General features: G+C 68.5%; 22 protein-coding genes. 15 read left to right on the top strand and 7 right to left on the bottom strand.

The genetic code is table 11. The annotated features are described in order from the left end of the window. Window positions 1-13: 13 nt before the first annotated feature. The 6 genes from LXN00_RS04250 to LXN00_RS04225 are packed head-to-tail and all read left to right on the top strand — an operon-like array spanning window position 14 to window position 6,966. Window positions 14-385, top strand: a complete 372-nt coding sequence (locus tag LXN00_RS04250) for a hypothetical protein (RefSeq protein WP_234505279.1) — start codon at window positions 14-16, stop codon at window positions 383-385. Beyond that, the gene (locus LXN00_RS04245) at window positions 339-2,087 is read left to right on the top strand and encodes a DUF294 nucleotidyltransferase-like domain-containing protein (protein WP_234505276.1); all 1,749 of its coding nucleotides are present in this window, start codon (window positions 339-341) and stop codon (window positions 2,085-2,087) included. The genes LXN00_RS04250 and LXN00_RS04245 overlap by 47 nt, the downstream gene beginning before the upstream one ends. Then, the gene (locus LXN00_RS04240; RefSeq protein WP_234505273.1) at window positions 2,084-2,260 is read left to right on the top strand and encodes a hypothetical protein; all 177 of its coding nucleotides are present in this window, start codon (window positions 2,084-2,086) and stop codon (window positions 2,258-2,260) included. Before LXN00_RS04245 ends, LXN00_RS04240 begins: the two co-directional genes overlap by 4 nt. Continuing rightward, window positions 2,257-4,755: an ATP-binding protein gene (locus LXN00_RS04235; RefSeq protein WP_234505270.1), complete on the top strand. Its 2,499-nt coding sequence runs from the start codon at window positions 2,257-2,259 to the stop codon at window positions 4,753-4,755. Before LXN00_RS04240 ends, LXN00_RS04235 begins: the two co-directional genes overlap by 4 nt. After that, window positions 4,733-5,092, top strand: coding sequence for a response regulator transcription factor (locus LXN00_RS04230; protein ID WP_234505267.1), 360 nt, complete (start codon window positions 4,733-4,735; stop codon window positions 5,090-5,092). Before LXN00_RS04235 ends, LXN00_RS04230 begins: the two co-directional genes overlap by 23 nt. Then, on the top strand, window positions 5,089-6,966 hold the full coding sequence (locus tag LXN00_RS04225) for a 3'-5' exonuclease (protein WP_234505265.1): 1,878 nt from the start codon (window positions 5,089-5,091) through the stop codon (window positions 6,964-6,966). Before LXN00_RS04230 ends, LXN00_RS04225 begins: the two co-directional genes overlap by 4 nt. On the opposite strand, the gene purD is transcribed toward LXN00_RS04225, so the two are convergent. From purD to LXN00_RS04200, 5 genes are read right to left on the bottom strand one after another with little or no spacing between them, the layout of a single operon-like run. Further along, window positions 6,963-8,210: a phosphoribosylamine--glycine ligase gene (purD, locus tag LXN00_RS04220; RefSeq protein WP_234505263.1), complete on the bottom strand. Its 1,248-nt coding sequence runs from the start codon at window positions 8,208-8,210 to the stop codon at window positions 6,963-6,965. The two genes, LXN00_RS04225 and purD, sit on opposite strands and share 4 nt — an antisense overlap. Beyond that, entirely contained in the window at window positions 8,207-9,079 is an 873-nt protein-coding gene (gene purN, locus LXN00_RS04215) for a phosphoribosylglycinamide formyltransferase (protein ID WP_234505261.1), read from the bottom strand. The genes purD and purN overlap by 4 nt, the downstream gene beginning before the upstream one ends. Continuing rightward, window positions 9,080-9,979 carry an MBL fold metallo-hydrolase gene (locus tag LXN00_RS04210; protein WP_234505259.1) on the bottom strand — a complete coding sequence of 300 codons (900 nt, stop codon included), beginning with the start codon at window positions 9,977-9,979 and terminating at the stop codon, window positions 9,080-9,082. After that, window positions 9,973-10,767: a fumarylacetoacetate hydrolase family protein gene (locus LXN00_RS04205; protein ID WP_234505257.1), complete on the bottom strand. Its 795-nt coding sequence runs from the start codon at window positions 10,765-10,767 to the stop codon at window positions 9,973-9,975. Before LXN00_RS04205 ends, LXN00_RS04210 begins: the two co-directional genes overlap by 7 nt. 9 nt (window positions 10,768-10,776) lie before the next feature. Beyond that, the gene (locus LXN00_RS04200) at window positions 10,777-11,307 is read right to left on the bottom strand and encodes a glycerol-3-phosphate acyltransferase (protein WP_234505255.1); all 531 of its coding nucleotides are present in this window, start codon (window positions 11,305-11,307) and stop codon (window positions 10,777-10,779) included. A gap of 84 nt (window positions 11,308-11,391) precedes the next feature. Here LXN00_RS04200 and LXN00_RS04195 point away from each other — a divergent pair, with 84 nt between their 5' ends. From LXN00_RS04195 to LXN00_RS04155, 9 genes are all read left to right on the top strand, one after another. Then, window positions 11,392-12,426, top strand: coding sequence for a substrate-binding domain-containing protein (locus tag LXN00_RS04195; RefSeq protein ID WP_234505253.1), 1,035 nt, complete (start codon window positions 11,392-11,394; stop codon window positions 12,424-12,426). A gap of 3 nt (window positions 12,427-12,429) precedes the next feature. Then, window positions 12,430-12,873, top strand: a complete 444-nt coding sequence (locus tag LXN00_RS04190; RefSeq protein ID WP_234505251.1) for a YqhA family protein — start codon at window positions 12,430-12,432, stop codon at window positions 12,871-12,873. Further along, window positions 12,873-13,538 (top strand): hypothetical protein, encoded by a 666-nt coding sequence (locus LXN00_RS04185; protein WP_234505247.1) that lies wholly within the window; start codon window positions 12,873-12,875, stop codon window positions 13,536-13,538. Before LXN00_RS04190 ends, LXN00_RS04185 begins: the two co-directional genes overlap by 1 nt. 9 nt (window positions 13,539-13,547) lie before the next feature. Next, entirely contained in the window at window positions 13,548-14,666 is a 1,119-nt protein-coding gene (mqnE, locus tag LXN00_RS04180) for an aminofutalosine synthase MqnE (RefSeq protein ID WP_234505245.1), read from the top strand. Next, window positions 14,666-15,478: a menaquinone biosynthetic enzyme MqnA/MqnD family protein gene (locus LXN00_RS04175; protein ID WP_234505243.1), complete on the top strand. Its 813-nt coding sequence runs from the start codon at window positions 14,666-14,668 to the stop codon at window positions 15,476-15,478. Before mqnE ends, LXN00_RS04175 begins: the two co-directional genes overlap by 1 nt. A 64-nt stretch (window positions 15,479-15,542) precedes the next feature. Further along, window positions 15,543-16,079: a YceI family protein gene (locus LXN00_RS04170; protein WP_234505241.1), complete on the top strand. Its 537-nt coding sequence runs from the start codon at window positions 15,543-15,545 to the stop codon at window positions 16,077-16,079. After that, window positions 16,079-16,846 (top strand): VOC family protein, encoded by a 768-nt coding sequence (locus LXN00_RS04165; protein ID WP_234505239.1) that lies wholly within the window; start codon window positions 16,079-16,081, stop codon window positions 16,844-16,846. The genes LXN00_RS04170 and LXN00_RS04165 overlap by 1 nt, the downstream gene beginning before the upstream one ends. Window positions 16,847-16,984: 138 nt before the next feature. Further along, entirely contained in the window at window positions 16,985-18,019 is a 1,035-nt protein-coding gene (gene aroF, locus LXN00_RS04160) for a 3-deoxy-7-phosphoheptulonate synthase (RefSeq protein WP_234505237.1), read from the top strand. Continuing rightward, window positions 18,016-19,095 (top strand): prephenate dehydrogenase, encoded by a 1,080-nt coding sequence (locus tag LXN00_RS04155; RefSeq protein WP_234505235.1) that lies wholly within the window; start codon window positions 18,016-18,018, stop codon window positions 19,093-19,095. The genes aroF and LXN00_RS04155 overlap by 4 nt, the downstream gene beginning before the upstream one ends. Here LXN00_RS04155 and LXN00_RS04150 read toward each other — a convergent pair. Next, window positions 19,080-20,030, bottom strand: a complete 951-nt coding sequence (locus LXN00_RS04150; protein WP_234505232.1) for a GGDEF domain-containing protein — start codon at window positions 20,028-20,030, stop codon at window positions 19,080-19,082. The genes LXN00_RS04155 and LXN00_RS04150 overlap by 16 nt on opposite strands. Window positions 20,031-20,076: 46 nt before the next feature. Next, window positions 20,077-21,426, bottom strand: coding sequence for an FAD-binding oxidoreductase (locus tag LXN00_RS04145; RefSeq protein WP_234505231.1), 1,350 nt, complete (start codon window positions 21,424-21,426; stop codon window positions 20,077-20,079). Window positions 21,427-21,431 lie beyond the last annotated feature (5 nt).

The following is a 21,431-nucleotide window of genomic DNA, read 5'->3' as shown; positions in this document are numbered from 1 at the left end:
CCTAGAATGAAGTATGGTACTTGGCTACCTCCGCTTTTACCTGGGAAGCTTGACGGCCCTCTTCCTCTTCTACCTAGGGGGCCACTACGCCCTGGGCCTTCCCTTCCCCACCCCCGGCTTCCTCCTGCGCCTTGCCCTCGCGGCCCTGATAGGCATGGGCCTTGGCGTTTTTTACCACCGGCTTTGGCCCCTTCCCCCGCCAGGCCTAGGGCGCGTGGTGCGGCTTTTCGTCCTTCTGCCCCCTGCCTTTGTCCTGGGCTTAGGGCTGACCCTAGCCCTGGGCGGGCAGGCGGCCTACCACTTCCTGGTCCCCCTCCTCGCCTGGCTCACCCCGGATTATGGACCCAAGAACGGTCCCACCCCTGAACGCCCTTCCCGAGGCTGAACGGGAAGCCCTCCTTCAAGAGGCCAGGGAGGAGCGCCACCCCCCAGGCACCCCTTTCCTGGAGCAAGGGGGAAGGCCGGCCCGGGCGGTCTACCTGGTCCTGGAAGGAGAGGTGGCCCTCCGGGACGGGGAAAGGGAGGTGGACACCCTGGAGCCCGGGGAGTTTTTCGGGTTCCCGTCCCTCCTTTCCGGGGAGCCCCCGGCGTTTAGCGTGGTGGCCAAGACCCCGGTGCGCCTCCTATGTTTCCCCGAGGAGAGCTTCCGCAAGCTCCTCGCCTACCCCGAGGCCGCCCGCTTCTTCGGGCAGGGGCTGGTGGAACGGGTACGGCTTAGGGCCCTGCCCGACCTCTCCCTCTTCGCCCCCGTGGGGCGGCTCGTGCGGCGAAAGCCCGTCTTCATCGCCCCGGAGGCCCCGGTGCAGGAGGCGGCGAGGAGGATGCGGGAGGAGGGCATAAGTAGCCTCCTGGTGGCCTCGGACCCCCCGGGCATCCTCACGGACCGGGACCTGAGAAACCGGGTGCTGGCGGAGGGCCTTCCCCCCTCCACGCCCGTGGCGGCGGTGATGACCGCTCCCCTCTTCGCCCTGCCGGCGGATACCCCCCTTTACGAGGCGGTGGCGGCCATGGTGGAGCGGGGGATCCACCACCTGCCCCTCACGGAAGGGGGGAAGTTGGTGGGCGTGGTCACCCACACGGACCTTCTCCTTCACCAGGCGCAAAGCCCCCTTCTCCTCCTGCGGCGGATTGAGCGCCTGGAGCTCGCCCGTTATAGCGCCGAGGTGGCCCACCTGGTGGAGGGGCTTTTTCAAAAGGGCCTCGAGGCCCTGGAGATCGGTCGGGTGGTGGCCTCCTTGAACGATGCCCTGATCCGGCGCCTGGTGAAGGAGGCGGAAGCGGCCTTAGGGCCACCCCCTATCCCCTATAGCTTCATGGTCTTCGGCTCGGAAGGCCGAAAGGAGCAAGCCCTCCTCACCGACCAAGACAACGCCTTGGTCCTGGCGGAAGGAGGGCACGAGGCCTACTTCCAGGCCCTGGCGGAGCGGGTGGTGGGGGGGCTTTTGCAGGCGGGGATCCCCGAGTGCAAAGGGGGCTACATGGCCACCCGCTGGCGCATGCCCCTGGCGGACTGGATCGCCACCTTCCGCCGCTTCATGGAAACCCCCGAGCCCCAGGCCCTCCTGGAAACCCAGATCTTCTTTGACTTCCGGAGCGCCGCCGGGGCCCTTTCCCTGAAACCCCTGGAGGAAGCCATTCTGGAAGGGGCCAAGCGGGGGGTCTTCCTCTACCACCTGGCCCGGGCCAGCCTGGAGTTCCGCCCCCCCTTGGGCTTCCTGGGCCGGGTGCGCACGGAAGAAGGCTTTATAGACCTCAAGCGCTCCGCCCTCGCCCCCATCGTGTCCCTGGCGAGGCTTTACGCCCTCCTGGCGGGAAGCGCCGCCAAGGGCACGGTGGAAAGGCTACGCATAGCGGCGGAAGCGGGGACGCTAAGCCGGGAAGGGGCGGAAAGGCTGGAGGAGGCCTTCCGCTTCTTCTTCGGCCTGCGGCTCGCCCACCAGCTCAAGGCCTTCCGGGAAGGGAGGCCCGTGGAGAACCGGGTGCTCTGGACCGCCCTCTCCGCTGGGGAAAAACGGCGGGCCCTCGAGGGGTTTAGGGCCATCCAGGAAATCCAGGAGAGCACGGCAAGCCGCTTTAACCTGCGATGAAGGAAAAAGCCTTTGCCCTTTTCCTCCTCGCCCTCTTCCTCTTCACCCTGCCCCTAAGCCTCCTCTTCCGGGGGGTGGAGGGGCCTTTGGGGCTTCCCCCCCTTTACCTCTACCTCTTCGGGGCCTGGGCCTTGGTGGTCTTTCTGGCCTTTCTCCTCTTCCGCCGGCCATGAGCCCTTGGACGCTTCTTTTAGGCCTTTTCCTCTACCTCGGCCTCCTCTTCCTGGTGGCCCTGTGGGGGGAAGGCCGCCCGCGCCTCACGCAAAGCCCTTGGGTCTACGCCCTCTCCCTGGCGGTCTACGCCACCGCCTGGACTTTCCTGGGGAGCGCCGGCCGGGCGGCCACGGAGGGGGCCACCTTCCTCCCCATCTACCTGGGCCCCACCCTCACCCTCCTCCTCTGGCCCTGGCTCCACGGGAGGCTCCTCGCCCTGGCCAAGACCCACCGCCTCACCTCCTGGGCGGACTTCCTCCACCTCCGCTACGGCCCCGGGCCCCTAGCCCCCCTGGCGGCGGGGTTTTTGGTGGTGGGGCTTTTGCCGTACCTGGCCCTGCAGCTTAAGGCCATCGCCCAAGCCTTCCTCTTCCTAAGCGGGGAAAAGGCTCCCCTGGCGGACGTGGCCCTCCTCACCGCCCTTCTCCTCGCCCTCTTCGCCATCCTCTTCGGCACCCGCCGCCTGGACCCCTCGGAGCGCCACCCGGGCCTGGTCCTGGCGGTGGCCTTTGAGTCCTTGGTGAAGCTCTTCGCCCTCCTCCTGGTGGGCGCCTTCGTCCTCCTGAGCCTGGGAAACCCCTTTCCCCTCGCCCAAGCCCGCCCCGACCTCCACCCCCTCCTCCTGCCCCCCGAGGGGCTTTCCGGGCACCTCGCTTGGGTGAGCCTGGTGGCGCTTTCCGCCCTCGCCTTCCTCTTCCTGCCCCGGCAGTTCCACGTGGGGGTGGTGGAAAGCCAAGACCCCAGCCACCTGCCCAAGGCCGCCTGGGCCTTCCCCCTCTACCTCCTCCTCATCAACCTGCCCATCCTCCCCTTGGCCCTCTGGGGAAGGCTTCTTTTGCCCGGGGAAAACCCCGACCTCTACGTCCTCGCCCTGCCCCTTCTTGCGGGAAACCCCTGGGTGGCCTTCCTGGCCTTCTTGGGGGCGGTTTCCGCCGCCACGGCCATGGTGGTGGTGGAGGGGCTTGCCCTTTCCATCCTGCTTTCCAACCACCTCCTCTCCCCCCTCCTCCTGCGCTACCGGGCCCTGGGAAGCCTCCTCCTTTGGCGAAGGCTCGCCATCCTCTTCGTGATGCTCCTCGCCTACCTCTACTTCCGCCTGGCGGGGGAGGCCTACGCCCTGGTGGGCATGGGGCTCATCTCCTTCGTGGCCGTGACCCAGCTGGCCCCGGCGGCCCTCCTCGGCCTCTACTGGAAAGGGGCCACGGGCACAGGGGCCTTGGCGGGGCTCGTGGCCGGGATCCTCCTCTGGGCCTACACCCTCTTCCTGCCCGCCCTGGCCCGCTCGGGCTGGCTTCCCCAGGCCTTCCTGGAAGGCCCCCACCCCCTCCTGCGCCCGGAGGGGCTCTTGGGCCTAAAGGGCCTAGACCCCATCACCCACGGCTTTTTGGTGAGCTTTGGGGTAAACCTGGCCCTTACCCTGGGCATCTCCCTTTTTAGCCGGGGAAGACCCCAACGGGAAGGGCGCACCGGGGAGGTGGGGGCGCTCGCCGCCCTTTTGGAAAGGGTCTTGGGCCGGGAGGCGGCGGAGGGTTTCCTGAGGGAAGCCCAGGGGCTTTCGGGGAGGGAGGCCGCCCTGCGGGCCGAAGCCCTCCTCTCCTCCGCCATCGGCCCGGCCACGGCGAGGCTCCTACTCCTTTCCGTCACGCAAAAGGCCCCCGGGGAAGAGGGCTACACCCCCCTCCTGGAGGAGGCGGCCCGCGAGTCCAAGGAGGTGCGGGCCTACGCCCAAGCCCTGGAGGCGGCAAGGCGGGAGCTGGCCGAGGCCTACGAGCGGCTCAAGGCCCTGGACCAAGCCAAGGACGAGCTCCTTTGGGCGGTTTCCCACGAGCTCAAGACCCCCCTCACCGCCGTGCGGGCCCTGGCGGAGATCCTGCGGGACCACCCGGACCTCCCGGAGGAGGAAAAAGGGCGCTTCACCGCCCTCCTGGCCAAGGAAACGGAAAGGCTTTCCCGCCTGGTGGAGGAAATCCTGGCCTACGCCAGGCTCCAGGCAAACCCCGCCTTGGAGAAGCGGCCCACGGACCTAAAGGCCTTGGCGGAGGAGGCCCTAAGCCTCGCCGAACCCCTGGCCCGGGAGCGGGGAATTAGACTGGAAAGGGCCTTGACCCCACTCTTCACCCACACCGACCGGGACCGGGTTCTCCAGGTGCTCCTCAACCTCCTCACCAACGCCGTGCGCCACGCCAAAAGCCGGGTACGCCTGGAGCTTGCCCCAAAAGGGCAAGAAGCCCTTTTCCGCGTCCTGGACGATGGCCCTGGGGTCCCGGCGGAAGCCCGGCCCCGGATCTTTGAGCCCTTCCAAAGCCTTTCGGGCGGCACGGGGCTTGGCCTTTACCTGGCAAGGCGCCTTGCCGAGGCCTTGGGGGGAAGGCTTTACCTGGAGGAAGGGGAAGGCGGGGCCTTCGCCTTTACCTTGCCCTTGGAGGTGGCGGATGCGGGTTCTCTTGGTGGATGACGAGGAGAGCATCTTGGTGCCCCTAGAGTTTCTCCTGCGCAAGGCAGGGTACGAGGTGGCCTTGGCCAAGACGGGAGAGGAGGCCCTCGAGGCGGTGGAGCGAGGCCCCGTGGACCTGGTGGTCTTAGACCTGATGCTCCCTGGCCTAGACGGCTTCGCCGTCCTGGAGCGCCTAAAAGCCCGCCCAAGCCCCCCCAAGGTCCTGGTCCTCACCGCCCGGGGCCGGGAGGCGGACCGGGCCAAGGCGGAGGCCCTGGGGGCGGAGGGGTTTTTGGGCAAGCCCTTCGCCACGGAGGACTTCCTCGCCCGGGTGCGGGGGCTCTTGGAGGGGGCATGAGGGAGGCCCTGCGCTTTTTGGGCGCCCTCCTCTTGGGCCTCCTCCTGGTGGGGGGGACGGTGGGGGCGGGGCTTTTCCTCCTCCTCCAAGGGGAGGAGGCCCTGGCACGGGAACTCCTCCGGGTGGCCCAGGAGAAGGCCTTTCTCCTCCTCTTCCTGGGCCTCCTCTTCGCCCTGGTGCTGGCCGCCCTCCTCCACCCCCTTTTCCTGGGGTACCTGGCCGCCACCCGGGCCCTGGGCCAGGAGGCGGAGGTCCTCCTGGCCCATCCCGGCCACCGCCTGCGCCTCAAGGGACCCTTTGAGCTTCAGGCCTTGGCCAGGCTCATCAACCGCCTGGCCGAGGAAAAGGAAGCCCTGGAAAAGGAGGTGGAAACCCGCATCGCCGAGGCCAAGGCCCTCTTGGAGCGGGAGCGGGAAATCCTGGCCGCCCTCATCGCCCACCTGCCCCAAGGGGTGGTGCTGGCAAGCCCAAAGGGCCAGGTCCTCCTCTACAACCCCCCGGCCCGCAGGCTCCTTGGGGAAGGGCTAGGGGCGGGCAAGAGCCTCTTCGGCCTCCTAGACCGGGGGCTCCTGGCCCACGCCCTGGCCCTCCCCGAGGAGCGCTTCCTCACCCAAGGGCCCAGGGGGCCCCTGCGCCTCCAGGCGGTGGCCTTGGCGGAAGGGGGCTTTCTGCTCCTTTTGGAAGAGGCGCAGGAGGAGGGGGAGCTAAAGGAGGCCACCTTGCACCGCTTAAGGGACAAGCTGGCGGGGCTTAGGGCCATGGTGGAGGCCTTGGCGGAGGAGGTGCCCCACCCCCTCCTCGCCCAAGCCCGGGCCACGGCGGAGGCCCTTTCCCACCTGGTGGAAGCGCTCAAGGCCCCGGCGCAGGTGGAGGAGGTGCGGGCGGAAGACCTCCTTTCCCTTTTGGCGGAGGCCCTGGAGCGGGAGGCGGGGCTTTCCCCGGGGTTTGCCCTAAGGGAAGGGGCCGAGGGGTTTTTGGTGCAAGCGGACACCTACGCCCTGGCCCGGGGCCTCGCCGCCACCTTGGGAAACGAGGAGGAGGTCTTTCTGGAAGGGGCACGGCAAGGGGGTCTCTTCCGCCTCACCCTAAGCTTCCCCCACCCCGCCCCAAAGCCCCACCCCCTCCTGCAGGAGGCGGTGGAGGCCGCCCGGGGAAGCCTTTGGCGGGAGGGTGGCCGGCTTCACCTCCTCCTCCCGGCCAGGGAAGCGCCAAGCCTCCCCGTCCCCCAAGGACCCCCACCCCGGGCCGAGGTGGTGGACCCCGCCCTGCTCCAGGTGCCGGAGGCCCTGGAGGAGGCCCCCTTGGAGGGCCTCCTCTACACCGCCTTTGACCTGGAGACCACCGGCCTAGACCCGGAAAAGGACGCCATCATCGCCCTAGGGGCGGTGCACGTGCTGGGGCGAAAGGTGCTCTACCAGGAAACCTTTGAGGCCCTGGTGGACCCCGGGCGCCCCGTCCCCAAGGCGGCCACGGAGGTGCACGGCCTCACCTGGGAGATGCTTAAGGGCAAGCCCAGGCTGGAAGAGGTCCTCCCCGCCTTCAAGGCCTTCCTGGAGGACACGGTGCTCCTGGCCCACAACGGGGCCTTTGACCTGGCCTTTCTGCGGAAGGTGGGGGTGGGGGAGCCCCCCTTGGTGGACACCCTCCTCCTCGCCCACCTCCTCTTCCCCGACCTCAAGGACCACCGCCTCGAGGCCCTGGCGGAGCGCTTCGGGGTCCCCGTGCTCGGCCGGCACACCGCCCTCGGGGACGCCCTCATGACCGCGGAGGTCTTCGCCCGCATGGTGCCCCTCCTGAAGGAGAAGGGCTACGCCACCCTGGGAGCGGTGCTTTCCGCCTGCAAGCGGCTCCCCCTGGCCCGGCTCAAGTACTAGCGGGCCCTAAGGGCCTTCTGCCCAATGTCCTTCCGGTAGACCGCCCCCGGGAAGCCCACCCGCGGGATGAAGGCGTAGGCCCGGGCCAGGGCCTCCTCCAGGTCCTTCCCCAGGCCCACCACGTTCAAAACCCTCCCCCCAGTGGAAAGAAGCCGCCCCCCCTCCCACCGGGTGCCCGCATGGAAGACCAGGACCCCTTCCGGGGGCTCGGGCACGTGGAGGGGGATGCCCTTTTTGGGGGCCTCGGGGTAGCCGGGGGCGGCCAGGACCACGCAGGCGGCGGCCCCTTCCTTCCAAGAAAGCTCGGTTCCCGCAAGCCTTCCCTCCGCCACCCTAAGGGCGAGCTCCACCAGGTCGCTTCGCAAGAGGGGAAGCAACGCCTGCGCCTCGGGGTCGCCGAAGCGGGCGTTGAACTCCAGGACCTTGGGGCCCTCCCGGGTGAGCATGAGCCCGGCGTAGACCACCCCCCGGTAGACCACCCCTTCCGCCCGGAGGCCCCGGATTAAGGGCTTCAGGATCTCCTCCTCCACCCGGCGCAGGGTGGCGGTGTCCATGGGGTACGGGGCCACCGCCCCCATCCCCCCGGTCATGGGGCCCTGGTCCCCGTCCAGGAGGCGCTTGTGGTCCTGGGAAGGGAGGAGGGGAAGGATGGTCTCCCCGTCGGTGAGGGCGAGCACCGTGGCCTCCTCCCCCTCCAGGTACTCCTCTATCACCACCTCCCCCCCCTCGGGGCCCGAGAGGAGGTTGAGGACCGCCTGCTTGGCCTGGTGTAGGTCAAAGGCCACCGTGACCCCTTTGCCGGCGGCGAGCCCCGAGTCCTTCACCACGATGGGCACCCCCACCTCCTCCAGGTACTCCAGGGCCTCGAGGGCCTCGGTGAAGACCCGGTAGCGGGCCGTGGGGATGCCGTGGCGCTCCATAAGCCCCTTGGCGAAGGCCTTGGAGCCCTCAATCATGGCCGCCTTCTGCGTGGGGCCGAAGATCTTCAGGCCCCGCTCCAAGAAGGCATCGGCAATCCCCTCCACCAAGGGGGCCTCGGGCCCCACCAGGGTGAGGTCTATGCCCTCCGCCAAGGCCCAGTCCGCCAAAGCCTCCACGTCCCCATTCCAAGGGACGAGCTCCGCCAAGGCCGCCATCCCGGCGTTGCCGGGGGCAGCGTACAGCTTCTCCACCAGCGGGCTTTCCGCCGCCTTCCAAAGGAGGGCGTGCTCCCGCCCCCCGCCGCCCACCACCAGAACCCTCATAGGGGGGATTCTACCCGCTCCCAAAGCGCCAAGGCCGCCCCTCCCACCTCGGGCAGGCGGGCAAGCTCCTCCCGCAGGGGCAGGTGGGGCGCGGCGAGGAGGTGGGCGAGGAGAAAGGCCCCCCGCACCCAAGGGTTGCGGGAGGCGGCGAAGGCCTCGGGCCAAAGCTCTTCCTTGCCCCAAAGGGCCAGGGCGGAAAGGGCCCGGGCGTAAAGGGCCCGCTCCCTAGGGGGCAGGGCGTAAAGGGCTTCCCGAAAGGCCAAGAAGGCCTCGGGGGGCCGGGCCAGGCCCAAGAGCAGGAGGCGCACCGCCCTGGGGTAAAGCCAGTGCTCCAGGCGGAGAACCCGGGCCTCCACCTCCTCCTCCCGGTCCCCAGGCAGGACGGGCACCCGCCCCTGGAGGACGATGGGCCCCGTGTCCACCCCTTGGTCCACGAAGTGGACCGTGGAGCCCGTTTCCTTTTCCCCCGCCTCCAGGACCCGCCGGTGCACGTGGAGGCCGGGGTAATCGGGGAGGAGGGAAGGGTGGATGTTGAGGAGGCGGCCATACCACCCTTCCACGAAGCCCGGGGAGAGGAGGCGCATGAAGCCGGCGAGGAGGACCACGTCCACCTCCATGGCCCGCAAAAGGGCCTGGGCCTCCCCCTCAAAGGCCTTCCGTCCCCGCCAGGGAAGGGCCTCCGCCCGCACCCCCCGCCTCCTGGCCCGCTCCAGGGCAGGGGCCTCGGGGTTGTCGGAGAGGACGAGGACCACCTCCCCCAAGGGGTTCCCAGGGGGGAAGGCCTGAAGCAGGGCCTCCAGGTTCGTCCCCCGCCCGGAGGCCAGGACCGCCATCCGGGCCCTCTGGCCCAGGGGAAAGGGCCAGGCCATCTAGCCCTCCAGGGCCTCGGGGTGGTGTTTCTGCCAGTAGCGCACCAGCCCCTGCAGGTTCATGTAAGGGGGGTCGGCGAGCTCGTAAAGGCGCATCCCCGCCTCGTCCACCCCCGCCCGCTTCAGGCCCTCCCGCCAGTAGGCCTCAAAGCGCCGGGTCATCTCCTCTTGGGAGAGGCCTTCCTTAAGGCGGCTTAGCGTAAAGCCCGCCCAATCCTCCAGGACCTGGCGCAGGGCGAGAAGGTGCGCCTCCACGTCCCGGTACGCCCCGAAGTGGGTGAGGTAGAGGGCCTCGGGGCGCAGGGAGAGGAGGCGGTCCAAGGAGGCGTACCAGCTTTCCAGGTGGATGTCCGGGGGGGGCGTGGGGGGAAGCACCGGCCCCGGGGCGATGCGCACCCCGGCGATGTCCCCGGCGAAGACCACCCCCTCCACCCGGTAGGCGTGGTGGTGGGAGGCGTGGCCCAGGGTTTCCAAGGCCTGCACCTTCACCCCGCCCAGGTCCACCACCTCCCCGTCCTCGAGGGCCCGCACCCTTTCCGGGGGGATGCCCTTTAGCTCCCCCCAGAGGGGCTTAAGGAGCGCCCCATAGATGCGCTCCGCCGAGGCCAAAAGCTTGGAGGGGTCCACCAGGTGAGGGGCCCCCTTGGGGTGGACGTAGACCGTGGCCCCAAGCTCGGCCAGGCGCCAGGCGGCCCCGGCGTGGTCCAGGTGGATGTGGGTGACGAAGACGTGGCGCACCGCCTCGGGCTCCACCCCGTGAGCCCTTAAGCCTTCCACCAGGCGGGGATAGGTGCTTTCGGGGCCCGTTTCTATCAGGACGGGCCCTTGGGGGGTATCCAGGAGGAAACTGGCGATCACCCTCTCCGCCCCCTGGAACCCCAGGTCCAACACCCTCACCACGGCCGCTCCTCCTTGGGGCCGATGCGGGTGTGGAGGGTGCCTACGCCCTCCACCGCCACCTCGAGGCGGTCCCCAGGCTCCAGGGCCCCCACCCCTTCCGGGGTTCCGGTGAGGACCACGTCCAAGGGCTCCAGGGTCATGAAGGTGGAGATATAGGAGAGGATCTCCGCCACGCTAAAGATCATCTGGGAGGTGTGCCCCTCCTGCCGAAGCTCCCCGTTCACGTAGGTGCGGATCCAGACGTTCTGGGGGTCCAGATCGGTTTCCAGCCAAGGCCCCAAGGGCAGGAACTTATCGGCGCTTTTGGCCCGCACCCACTGCAGGTCCTTCTTCTGGGCGTCCCGGGCGGTGATGTCCACGGCCGCGGTATACCCGAGGACGTGGTCCAAGGCCTTTTCCGGAGGGACGTTGCGCATCCGGTCCCCCACCACCACGGCGAGCTCCCCCTCGTAGTGGAGCTCCCCCGTGAAGAAGGGGTAGGGCACCGCATCCCCCGTGTTCCAGGGGTCCATGGGGTTGCCCGGGTGGGCCAGGGCGTTCGGGGCCTTGAGGAAGAGCCCGGGCTCCTGGGGGAGGTCGTGGCCGAAATCGTGCCCCATCTCCCGGATGTGCTCCCTGTAGTTTCGCCCCACGCAGACGATCTTGCTCGGGGTCGCCGGCACCAGAAGCCGGACCGAGGCCAAATCGTAGCGCCTGCCCGTGGGGTTCCCCCCGGGGCCATCGGTTTCCAAGACCACTTCCCCTTCCAGGATGCCCCAGCTCCCGCCGTTAAACCTCAGGATCTTCATGCCCCAAAGCTACCACCTTCCCTTCAGGATTTGTAGGCCCCTCAAGGCCACCACCAGGGCCACCAGCAACACCGCAAGCCGGCCCTCCCCGGGCACCTCCAGGAAAAAGACCAGGTAGCCGAAAAGGGCCCCAAAGGGGATGGGGTAAACCCCCCGCCTCCTCCGCCACCAAAGGAGATGGTAGACGCCCGCCACCAGGAGGGCGAAAAGGGCGGAAAGAAGGGCCTCCTGTGGGAACCATACCAGGAAGAAGCCCAAGGAGGGGGCGATGCCCCCGCCCCCCCGGAAGCGGAAAAAAAGGGGCCAGGTGTGCCCCGCCACCACCGCCGCCCCAGCCCAGGGGCGCCAAGCCTCAGGGGTCAAAAACCCCACCAAGGCCCCTTTGCCCACGTCAAAGAGCACCACCCCAAGGGCGGCCCAGGGCCCCTTCTGCCGGAAAACCCCCGAACCCCCCGGAAGGTCCTTTCCCCGCACCTCCGGAAAGAAGAGAAGCCCCCCCACCAAGGAGCCCAGGAGGTAGGCCAAGAGCACGTACCCCATGCCCCCATTCTTGCAAAAGGCCTCCCGTTGCCCTATCCTGAGGATGGAAGTTTCCATGAAGCGCTTCCACCCAGGTGCCAGGCCATGAGAAAGAAGAAGCCCACCATCCACGAGGTGGCCGCCCGGGCCGGCGTGGGCCTGGGCACGGTGAGCCGGGTGCTCAACAACCACCCTGCGGTGCGCCCGGAAACCCGGGCCCGGGTCCTAAGGGCCATGGAGGAACTGGGCTACACCCCTAACCCCCACGCCCGCCGGATCGCCGGGGGCAGGAGCTACACGGTGAGCGTCCTCCTCCCCTTCGTGGCCACGGAGTTCTACCGCAGGCTCATAGAGGGAATAGAGAGCGTCCTCCTGGAAAAGCGCTACGACCTGGCCCTTTTCCCCATCCTCTCCGAGGCCAGGCTCAGGCGCTATTTGGAGAGCCACACCCTGGCCTACCTCACGGACGGCCTCATCCTCGCCTCCTACGACCTCACGGAGCACTTTGAAGGGGGAAAGCTCCCCACGGATCGGCCCGTGGTCCTGGTGGACACCAAAAACCCCCGGTACGACTCCGTCTACCTGGACAACTTCCTGGGCGGGCACATGGCGGGCACCTACCTGGCCCGCTTCCCCGGGGCCATCTTCGCCGTGAAGGTGGAGGAGGAGCCCGACCGCGCCTTCCGCCACACGGTCTTCGCCGAGCGCATGGCGGGGTTTTTGGAGGCGCTAAAGGAGCGGGGCAGGCCTTTCCCGGAGGACCACCTCTACACCACCCGCCTCTCCCCCGAAGGGGGGCGGCTTGCCCTCCGTCACTTCCTGGAGAAGAGCTCCCCGCCCCTCAACGTCTTCGCCGGGGCCGACCAGGTGGCCCTGGGGGTCATGGAGGAGGCGGAAAGGCTCGGCCTCACCCTGGGCAAGGAGGTGCGGGTCCTAGGGTTTGACGGCCACCCCTTCGCCGAGGAGGTGGGGCTTTCCACCATCGCCCAGCCCGTGGAGGCCATGGGGGCGAAGGCGGCGCAACTCCTCCTGGAAAGGATGCAAGGGTACGCCGGCCCCCCAAGGGAGGTACGCTTTGAGCCCCTCCTCATTGAAAGGGCCTCCACCGGAACCCCGCCCGCCGTGCCCTACGTGCCCTAAGCCATGCGCCTGGAAACCTTCGCCCACCTCATCCGCTGGGTCATGCTCCTGCCGGTGGCGGGGCTTCTCCTGGGGGCCTTCTACTTTGCCTGGAACGCTTTTACCGAAGCCCTAAAGGCCCTCTCCCACCCCCTCGAGGAGGCCCTTCCCGCCCTGGTGGGGGCGGTGGACCTGGCCCTTTTGGCCGCCGTCTTCCTCCTCTTCTCCCTGGGCCTTTTTGAGCTCTTCATCCGCCCCCTGGAGCTCCCCATGGGGAACATCCTGGCGGTGGAAAGCCTTTCGGACCTAAAGGCCAAGCTGGGCCAGGTCATCGTCATGATCCTGGTGGTGAAGTTCTTTGAGAAGGCGCTGGGCTTCAAGCCCAATAGCGCCCTGGACTTCCTCCTCTTCGCCGGAGGCGTGGCCCTCCTGGCGGGGGCGCTTTGGCTCGCCAAGGCCAAGGAGTAGTGCTGGTCTACCTGGACCAAAACCACGCAAGCCGCATGGCCAAGCACCTCCTGGGCCAACGGGGCCACGAGGCCTTCGGCCGGCTCTACGAGGCCCTAAAGGGGAGGGTTTTGGCCCCGCCGAGCCCCTTCCACGTCCTGGAAACCCTTTACCCGCAAAGGGGACCTAAGGAGAAGGCGGGCTACCTCCTCCCCGCCCTGCAGGCCCTCTTCGGCCAGCTCTCGGAGGGGTACTGGGTGCGCCCCTGGCAGGAGGTGGCCTGGCGGCAAAGGCGAGGGCTTTACCGGGAAGACCTCCTCTGGCGGGGGGGAAGCTGGGAGGTGCCGGCGGACCTCTCCCCCTTCCAGGGGCTTCCGGAAAGGCTAAGGGGGCTTCCTCCCCTCGAGGCCCTCCACACCGCCCGGGCGGAGATCCTCTCCCGCACGGGGCTAAAGGAGGTGCCCTTCGTCCGCCTCCTCGCCCAGCTCCTCGCCCGCATGGCCACGGACCCCACCCGCAAGCCCCGCCCTTCCGACCTCCTGGATGCGGTGATGGCGGCCACGGTCTACCCCTACGTGGACCTCCTCCTCACCGACCGCTACCTCCGGAACCTCCTCCCCGAAAGGAGCGTGGGGGGTAGGCGGAAAGAGGTGGAGGCCCTGGTCAGGCGCCTCCTTGGGGAGTAGACTGCCCCCGTGAAGGGGATTAAGGACCCCCGCCTCCTGCCCATCGCCGAGAAGGTGGAAGCCGGGGAAAGGCTCACCTTCGCCGAAGGCCTGGTCCTTTACGAAACCCAGGACCTCCCCACCCTCATGCGCCTCGCCAACCGGGTGCGGGAGAGGAAGCACGGCCACAAAACCTACTTCGTCCACTCCATCCGGGTCTCCCAGACCAACATCTGCTACGTGGGCTGCACCTTCTGCGCCTTCCAAAGGCGCTTTGGCGAGGAAGGGGCCTGGGACTGGGACGTGGAGGAGGTGGTGGCCTGGGTTAGGGCCCGCTACCAACCCGGCCTCACGGAAATCCACCTGACCGCCGGCCACCACCCCAAAAGGCCCTTCCAGTACTACCTGGACCTGGTGCGGGCCCTGAAGGAAAGCTTCCCCGGCGTCCAGGTGAAGGCCTGGACGGCGGCGGAGATCCACCACTTCTCCAAGATCGCCCGCCTGCCCTACCGGGAGGTGCTCCAAGCCCTGAAGGAGGCGGGCCTGGACGCCATGCCGGGGGGTGGGGCGGAGATCTTCGCCGAGAGGGTGCGGAAGCGGATCGCCCGGGCCAAGGTGAGCGCCGAGGGCTGGCTGGAAATCCACCGCACCGCCCACGAGCTTGGCATCCCCACCAACGCCACCATGCTCTACGGGCACATAGAAACCCTGGAGGAGCGCCTGGACCACATGGACCGCCTGCGGCGCCTCCAGGACGAAACGGGGGGGTTCATGAGCTTCATCCCCCTGGCCTTCCAGCCCGACGGGAACCAGCTCGCCCGGGAGCTGGGCAAGCGGGAGTTCACCACGGGCCTGGACGACCTCCGGAACCTGGCGGTGGCCCGGCTCTACCTGGACAACATCCCCCACATCAAGGGGTACTGGGCCACCCTCACCCCCGAGCTCGCCCAGGTGTCCCTGGACTGGGGCGTCACCGATATAGACGGCACCCTCATTGAGGAGCGCATCGTGCACATGGCGGGAAGCCCCACCCCGGAAGGGCTTTCCAAGCGGGAGCTCGCCCGCATCATCCTGGCGGCGGGGAGGATCCCCGTGGAGCGGGACGCCCTTTACCGGGAGGTGCGCGTCTGGGACCAGGTGGAGGCCTGATGGCCTACGTCCTGGGGGTGCCCCTTTACGCCAACACCGCCCCCCTTTACCGCTTCCTGGAAGCGGACGGGTTTGCCCTCCGCCACGGGGTGCCGGCGGAGCTGAACCGCATGGTGCTCTCGGGGGAGGTGGGGCTTTCCCTGGTTTCCAGCTACTTCTACCTGAAGCACCAAGACGCCCTGGGCCTCCTTCCCGACTTCTCCGTGGCGGTGCTGGGCCGGGTGTACTCCGTGAACCTCTTCCACAAGGTGCCCCTAAAGGCCCTAAAGCGCATCGCCCTCACCACGGAAAGCGCCACCAGCGTAGAACTCCTCAAGCTCCTCCTCCGGGAAAAGGGGCTGAACCCCGCCTACGCCCAGGCGACTGGGGGCTTGGAGCTCCTGGAAGACCACGACGGCGTCCTCCTCATCGGGGACCGGGCCATAAAGGCCTACGCTGGCCTCCTAAAGGAACTCCCCGAAACCCCCCACGCCCTCCCCACCCGCTTTGGGGAGGTGGAGGTGATGGACCTCTCGGCCCTCTGGTTCCAAAGGACCCGCCTTCCCTTCGTCTTCGCCGTATGGGCCTACCGCAAGGAAAACCCTCCCCCCAAAGCCCTGGTCCAGGCCCTCAGGCGGGCTAGGCGGGAGGGATTGGGCCGGCTTAAGGAGGTGGCGGAGGCGGAGGGAAAGCGGCTTGGCGTGGACCCGGCTCTCCTCCAGCACTACCTCTGGAACTTCCGCTACCACCTGGAGGAGCCGGACCGCCTGGGCCTAGAGGCCTTCGCCGAGGCCTTAGGGCTTCCCTTCCGGCCTTCGTACTATCCGGGATAGCGCTTGACCTCTTATAGCGCTTTAGATATTATCCTCTTGGGCCGAAGGCCCAAAGGAGGCCCGTATGCGTTGGAAACTAGACCCCACCCACACCAGCGTGGAGTTCGCCGTGCGGCATATGATGATCGCCACGGTCAAGGGCACCCTCAACCTCAAGGAGGGATACGTGGAGACGGACGAAAGCGGCAAGCCCCTCCGGGTGGAGGCCCGCCTGGACGCCAAGAGCATCCACACCGGGGTGGCGGACCGGGACAACCACCTGCGCTCCCCGGACTTTTTGGACGTGGAAAACCACCCCGAGATCGTCTTCCGAAGCGAGCGCATCACCCCCTTGGGGGAAGGGCGCTACCGGGTGGAAGGGGAGGTGACCATCCGCGGCGTGACCCGGCCCCTCGCCTTTGAGGTGGAAACCCATGGCCCCGCCAAGGACCCCTGGGGCAACGAGCGCATGGCCGCCCACTTTGAGGGGAAGCTGAACCGCAAGGACTTCGGCCTCACCTGGAACGTGCCCCTGGAGATGGGCGGGGTGCTGGTGGGGGAAGAGGTGCGCTTTAGCGTGGACACCGAGGCGGTGAAGGAAAAGGAAGCGGTGGCCGGGTAATGCCCTTTCCCAGGCGGCTCCTCTCCTTGGCCCTAAGGGTGCGGGACCTGGGGGCCGCCTTGGGGTTTTACCGGGACCTTCTGGGCCTAAAGGTGGAGGCGGACCCACCCCGCTACCGCCTCTTCCCCGAGGGAAGGGGGTTTTGCCTAGAGCTTATCCACGACCCCGAGGCGCCCCTAAGGCCCTACCCCTCCCTGGGGCTATACCACTTCGCCCTCCTCCTCCCGGACCGCAAGGCCCTGGCCGGGGTTTTCCGGAGGCTCCTCGAGGCGGGGGCCCACTTTGAAGGGGCGGCGGACCACGGGGTTTCCGAGGCCCTCTACTTCCGCGACCCCGAGGGAAACGGCCTGGAGCTCTACCGGGACCGCCCCCAAGGGGAGTGGCCCAAGGGGCCCCTCATGTTCACCCTGCCCCTCAACCTGGAAAGGCTCCTGGCGGAAAACCCCAAGGCCACCCCCCTGCCCCCGGAAACCCTCCTCGGCCACCTCCACCTGCACGTGGAAGGCCTCGAGGGGGCGGAGGCCTTCTTCGCCGGGAGGCTCGGCATGGCGGTCACCTTGCGCACCTACCCCGGGGCCCTCTTCTTCGCCTGGGACGGGTACCACCACCACGTGGGGGCCAACACCTGGGCGGGGCCAAGGAGGGCCCCGGAAGGGGCCACGGGGCTCGTGGCCTACACCCTCCTGGACCCCTTTGGGCGGGAGGAAACCCTTTTGGACCCCGTGGGGGCGCAGGTGCGCTTGACAGGCCGCGGGGATGCCCCCTAAACTTGGGGGCAATATGCGGAGGCTAGGGCGCTACTTCGGCTTTTATTATCCCGCCGGGGGCGCCCTGCGGTCCGCATAGGCTTTCACCGCAACCGGGCGCCCCCCAAAGGGGGCGCCCAAGGTTTTTGGGAGGGGAGCATGCTCATCGTGATGAAGCGGGGACACACGGAGGCGGAGCTGGAAGAGGTGGTGCGGGAGATTGAGAAGGTGGGCTACCGGCCCCACGTCTCCCGCGGGGTGGAAACCACCCTGGTGGGGGCCATTGGGCGGGGCCCCACCCCGGAACTCATGGAACATTTCCGGGCGCTTCCGGGGGTGGCGGAGGTCATCCCCATCTCCAAGCCCTGGAAGCTGGCGAGCCTCGAGGTCCAGCCCTTCCCCACCGTCCTGGAGTTCCCCACGGGGAAGACGGGGGGCGGGCACGTCCTGGTGGCGGCGGGCCCCTGCGGGGTGGAGTCCCGGGAGCAGACCCTGAGGGCGGCCCGCTACGTGAAGGCCCACGGGGCGGGGATGCTCCGGGGCGGGGCCTTCAAGCCCCGCACGAGCCCCTACGCCTTCCAGGGCCTGGGGGTGGAGGGGCTAAAGATCCTGGCCGAGGCCCGCAAGGAAACGGGCCTTCCCGTGGTCACGGAGGTCCTTTCCCCCGAACAGGTGGAGCTCGTGGCGGAGTACGCCGACGCCTTCCAAATCGGGGCCCGCAACGCCCAGAACTTCCCCCTCCTCCAGGCGGTGGGGGAGGCCAAGAAACCCGTCCTCCTCAAGCGGGGCATGAGCATGACCCTGGAAGAGTTTTTGATGAGCGCCGAGTACATCCTCTCCCGGGGGAACATGCAGGTCATCCTGGTGGAGCGGGGCATCCGCACCTTTGAGAAGGCCACCCGCTTCACCCTGGACGTTTCCGCCGTGCCCGTTCTCAAAAGCTGGACCCACCTCCCCGTCTGGGTGGACCCCTCCCACCCGGCGGGCAAGCGGGAATGGGTCATCCCCCTGGCCCTGGCGGGCCTCGCCGCTGGGGCGGACGGCCTCATCGTGGAGACCCACCCCGAGCCGGAGAAGGCCCTTTCCGATGCGGCGCAGCAACTTCACGAGCACGAGTTCGCCGAGCTTATGGAAAAGGTGCGCCGCCTGGTGGCGGCCCTGGATAAGAGCCTTTCCACCCCTGCCCTGGCATGAAGCCCCTCTTCGGCAAGGTGGGCATCTTCGGCGTGGGCCTCCTGGGGGGGAGTGTGGCCTTGGGGCTTAAGGAGCGCTTCCTGGCCCAGGAGGTGCACGCCTACGACCAAGACCCCTTGGCCCTGGAGAAGGCCCTCTTCCTGGGGGTGGCGGACCGGGTGCATGCGGAGCTAGGGCCTTGGGTGGGGGAGCTTTCCCTGGGCATCCTCGCCGCCCCCGTGGGGGCCCTGCCCGGCCTCGCCAAGGCCCTGGCCCCCTTGGCCCACCCCGAAAGCCTCTGGACGGACGTGGGCAGCGTCAAGGGCAAGGTGGTGGCCCAGCTGGAGGGGCTTCTTCCCCACTACCTGGGGGGCCACCCCATGGCGGGGAGCGAGCGGGCCGGGGTGGAAAACGCCCACGCCGGGCTCTTGCAAAACGCCGTCTGGGTCCTAACCCCCACGGCCCGCACGGACCCCAAGGCCCGGGAGGGGATACGGCACCTGGTGGAGGCCCTGGGGGCCTACCCCCTGGAGATGCCCCCCTCCCTCCACGACCAACTGGTGGCCCGCATCTCCCACCTCCCCTACCTCCTGGCCGTGGCCCTAAACCGCCTGGTGGCGCAAAGCCCCCACAAGGAACTCCTCATGTTCCTGGCCGCCGGGGGCTTCCGCGACCTCACCCGGGTGGCCTCGGGAAGCCCCAGGATGAGCCGGGACATGGTGGTGGAGAACAAGGAGGCCCTGAAGGAGGCCATAGAGGAGCTAAGGGCGGTGCTTTTGGACCTCGAGGATCTTCTGGACGAACCCGAGGGCCTCTTGCGGGTAGCCGAGGAGGCCAAGCGCACCCGGGATAGCCTCCCCATCGTGCGGCGAAGCCTCCTCCCCGAGATGTACGACCTGGTGGTCCAGGTGCCGGACCGCCCCGGGGAGATCGCCCGCATCGCCACCGCCTTAGGGGAAGCGGGGGTGAACATCAAGGACATAGAGGTTCTCACCATCCGCGAGGCGGCGGGGGCCTTGCGCCTCTCCTTCGCCACCCGGGAGGAGCGGGAGGAGGCTAAGCGGGTCCTGGAGGGGGCGGGCTACCGGCTCCCCTGATCGGTGCGCCGGACCACGCGGTCCTTCCCCGCCCGCTTGGCCTGGTAAAGGGCCTCGTCCGCCCTTTGGTAGAGCTCGGAAAGGTCCCCCCGGTAGGAGGCCACGCCGAAGCTCGCCGTGGTGCCCAGGGCTTTAAGGCCCTCCCGAAGCCGCTCGGCTAGGCGGGTGGCCTGGAGGGGGTCCGTCTCCGGCAGGAGGATGGCGAACTCCTCTCCTCCAAAACGGCCCACCAGGTCGCCCCGGCGCACGTGGGCCACCAGATAACGGGCCACCTCCTTCAGGAGCCGGTCCCCCTCGGGATGGCCCTTCTCATCGTTCACCCGCTTGAAATCGTCCAGGTCCAAGAGGATCAGGCTAAAGGGCTTAGCCCCCCGCTCCACCCGGGCCGCCTCCCGCTCCAGGGCCATCTCCAGGGCCCGGCGGTTGGGAAGGCCCGTGAGGGGGCAGGTGAGGGCCTGTTCCCGCCAGAAGCGGGCCTGGCCGTAGAGCTCCCGGAAGCGGGCGAGGAGGAGGGTGAGGGCCAGGAGGACGGGCTGGCTTAGGGCGAAGTGGGCGTAGTAGGGGCGCTCCCACCCCCAAAGGAGGGGGGCAAAAACCAGGAGCCCTCCCCAAAAGCCCGAGGCCGCCAAGGCCCAGGGCACGGGGTAGGCAAGGGCAGCCAGAAGGTAGAGGGCCGAGGACCAGAACCCCACCACCCACCCCTCCCCCTGGGCCCGCCAAAGCTCAAAGAGGAGGTAGGCCCCAAGCCCGTGGACCAGGAACCTGGGAGCCCGCTTCGGCCCTCGGGTTAGGGCGAAGAGGAAAAGGAGGGCGAAGGCGCCATAGACCCACCAAAGCCCCGGGGCCTTGGGCGGGTAGAAGTAGAGCTGGAGGCCGATGCCCACGGGAAGGCCGAGCCAAGCGGCCAGGTAGAGGAGGCGGCCCAAGCGGTCCATGTAACCACTTTTGTCCAAAATGTGTGAAAATTGTGTGCAAAAAACCTCAGGGGAGGAGCTTGCCCGGGTTGAAAAGCCCCCCAGGGTCCAGGGCCGCCTTCACCTGGCGGAAGGCCTCGAGGGTCTCCCCATCCACCGCCTCCGCCATGAACTTCCGCTTCATGAGGCCAATCCCGTGCTCCCCGGAAAGCACCCCCCCGTGCCGCAGGGCCACCCGGGCGATCTCGTGGGCGAGCTCCCATACCCTCTCCTCGCTCTCCCGCCTGGGGTCAAAGAGGATGTTGGGGTGGAGGTTCCCGTCCCCGATGTGCCCGAACTGCACCACGATGAGGCCATACGCCTCCCCCAAGGCCCGGATCTCCCGCACCACCTCCGGCAGGGCGGAGCGGGGCACGGCGATGTCCTCGTTCACCCGCTTGGGCCGGATCCGCCCCAAGGCCGGGCTCACCGCCCGCCGGGCCCGCCAAAGGGCCTCGGCCTCTTGCTCGTCCTGGGCCTTTCGGACCTCTGCCCCATGGGCCTTGGCGGTTTCCTCCAGGAGGGAAAGCTCCTCCTGGACGAGCTCGGCCTCGTCCCCGTCCGTTTCCACCAGGAGGAGGGCGTGCCCCCGGGGTAGGCCCATGCCCAGGTAGTCCTCCACGGCGTCCACGCAAGCCGGGTCCAAAAACTCTAGCCGCGCCGGCACCGCCCCCAGGGCGATGGCCCGGGAAACCGCCTCCGCCAAGGCTTCCACCGCGGGGAAAGCCGCCATGAGGGTGGCCCGGTGCCGGGGGATGGGCAAAAGCCGCACCCGGGCCCCGGTGATGAGGCCCAAGGTGCCCTCCGCCCCCACCAAGAGCCCGGGGAGGTCAAAGGCCTTCCGTTCCAGGAGGTGGGCCTCCCCGAAGGCGTCCACGAACTCCAAGGCCAAGAGGTAGTCCCCCGTGACCCCGTACTTGAAGCAAAGGGGCCCCCCGGCGTTCTCCCCCAGGTTGCCCCCCAGGGTGCTGGTGCGGTAGGAGGCGGGGTCAGGAGAGTAGAAGAGCCCAAAGGGCTTCGCCGCCTCGGAGAGGCGGGCCGTGGTCACCCCGGGCTCGGCCCAGGCGGTGCGGGCCACGGGGTCTATGGCCAGGCGGTCCATGCGGGTGAAGGCCACCACGATGGCCTCCCCCAGGGGCACCGAGCCCCCGGAAAGCCCGCTTCCCGCCCCCCGGGGCACGAGGGGTAGCCCATACTTCCGGGCGAGGCGCACCAGGGCCTGCACCTCCTCCCGGGTCCTGGGCAGGGCCACCGCCAAGGGCTCCTCCCCCACCAGGATGGCGTCGTAGCGGTAGACCTCCTTCTCCGGCCGGGAAAGGAGGGCCCTTTTGCCCAAAAGCCGCCTAAGCTCCTCCCTCGCCGCCTCCAAGACCCCCATGCCCT

The organism is Thermus brockianus, assembly GCF_021462505.1.
GTDB lineage: Bacteria > Deinococcota > Deinococci > Deinococcales > Thermaceae > Thermus > Thermus hydrothermalis.
The sequence above is the reverse complement of the archived record's forward strand: the minus strand, read 5'-3'. Positions and strand labels throughout refer to the sequence as shown.

Excerpts from the sequence above, each read along its gene's own strand:
- LXN00_RS04200 (WP_234505255.1), bottom strand. The coding sequence starts at position 11,307 with ATGGGGTACGTGCTCTTGGCCTACCTCCTGGGCTCCTTGGTGGGGGGG.
- LXN00_RS04235 (WP_234505270.1), top strand. The coding sequence starts at position 2,257 with ATGAGCCCTTGGACGCTTCTTTTAGGCCTTTTCCTCTACCTCGGCCTC.
- LXN00_RS04240 (WP_234505273.1), top strand. The coding sequence starts at position 2,084 with ATGAAGGAAAAAGCCTTTGCCCTTTTCCTCCTCGCCCTCTTCCTCTTC.
- LXN00_RS04175 (WP_234505243.1), top strand. The coding sequence starts at position 14,666 with ATGGCCTACGTCCTGGGGGTGCCCCTTTACGCCAACACCGCCCCCCTT.
- LXN00_RS04205 (WP_234505257.1), bottom strand. The coding sequence starts at position 10,767 with ATGAAGATCCTGAGGTTTAACGGCGGGAGCTGGGGCATCCTGGAAGGG.
- LXN00_RS04195 (WP_234505253.1), top strand. The coding sequence starts at position 11,392 with ATGAGAAAGAAGAAGCCCACCATCCACGAGGTGGCCGCCCGGGCCGGC.
- LXN00_RS04245 (WP_234505276.1), top strand. The coding sequence starts at position 339 with ATGGACCCAAGAACGGTCCCACCCCTGAACGCCCTTCCCGAGGCTGAA.
- aroF (WP_234505237.1), top strand. The coding sequence starts at position 16,985 with ATGCTCATCGTGATGAAGCGGGGACACACGGAGGCGGAGCTGGAAGAG.
- purN (WP_234505261.1), bottom strand. The coding sequence starts at position 9,079 with ATGGCCTGGCCCTTTCCCCTGGGCCAGAGGGCCCGGATGGCGGTCCTG.
- LXN00_RS04155 (WP_234505235.1), top strand. The coding sequence starts at position 18,016 with ATGAAGCCCCTCTTCGGCAAGGTGGGCATCTTCGGCGTGGGCCTCCTG.
- purD (WP_234505263.1), bottom strand. The coding sequence starts at position 8,210 with ATGAGGGTTCTGGTGGTGGGCGGCGGGGGGCGGGAGCACGCCCTCCTT.
- LXN00_RS04145 (WP_234505231.1), bottom strand. The coding sequence starts at position 21,426 with ATGGGGGTCTTGGAGGCGGCGAGGGAGGAGCTTAGGCGGCTTTTGGGC.
- LXN00_RS04165 (WP_234505239.1), top strand. The coding sequence starts at position 16,079 with ATGCCCTTTCCCAGGCGGCTCCTCTCCTTGGCCCTAAGGGTGCGGGAC.
- LXN00_RS04250 (WP_234505279.1), top strand. The coding sequence starts at position 14 with ATGGTACTTGGCTACCTCCGCTTTTACCTGGGAAGCTTGACGGCCCTC.
- LXN00_RS04170 (WP_234505241.1), top strand. The coding sequence starts at position 15,543 with ATGCGTTGGAAACTAGACCCCACCCACACCAGCGTGGAGTTCGCCGTG.
- LXN00_RS04230 (WP_234505267.1), top strand. The coding sequence starts at position 4,733 with ATGCGGGTTCTCTTGGTGGATGACGAGGAGAGCATCTTGGTGCCCCTA.
- LXN00_RS04225 (WP_234505265.1), top strand. The coding sequence starts at position 5,089 with ATGAGGGAGGCCCTGCGCTTTTTGGGCGCCCTCCTCTTGGGCCTCCTC.
- LXN00_RS04190 (WP_234505251.1), top strand. The coding sequence starts at position 12,430 with ATGCGCCTGGAAACCTTCGCCCACCTCATCCGCTGGGTCATGCTCCTG.
- LXN00_RS04150 (WP_234505232.1), bottom strand. The coding sequence starts at position 20,030 with ATGGACCGCTTGGGCCGCCTCCTCTACCTGGCCGCTTGGCTCGGCCTT.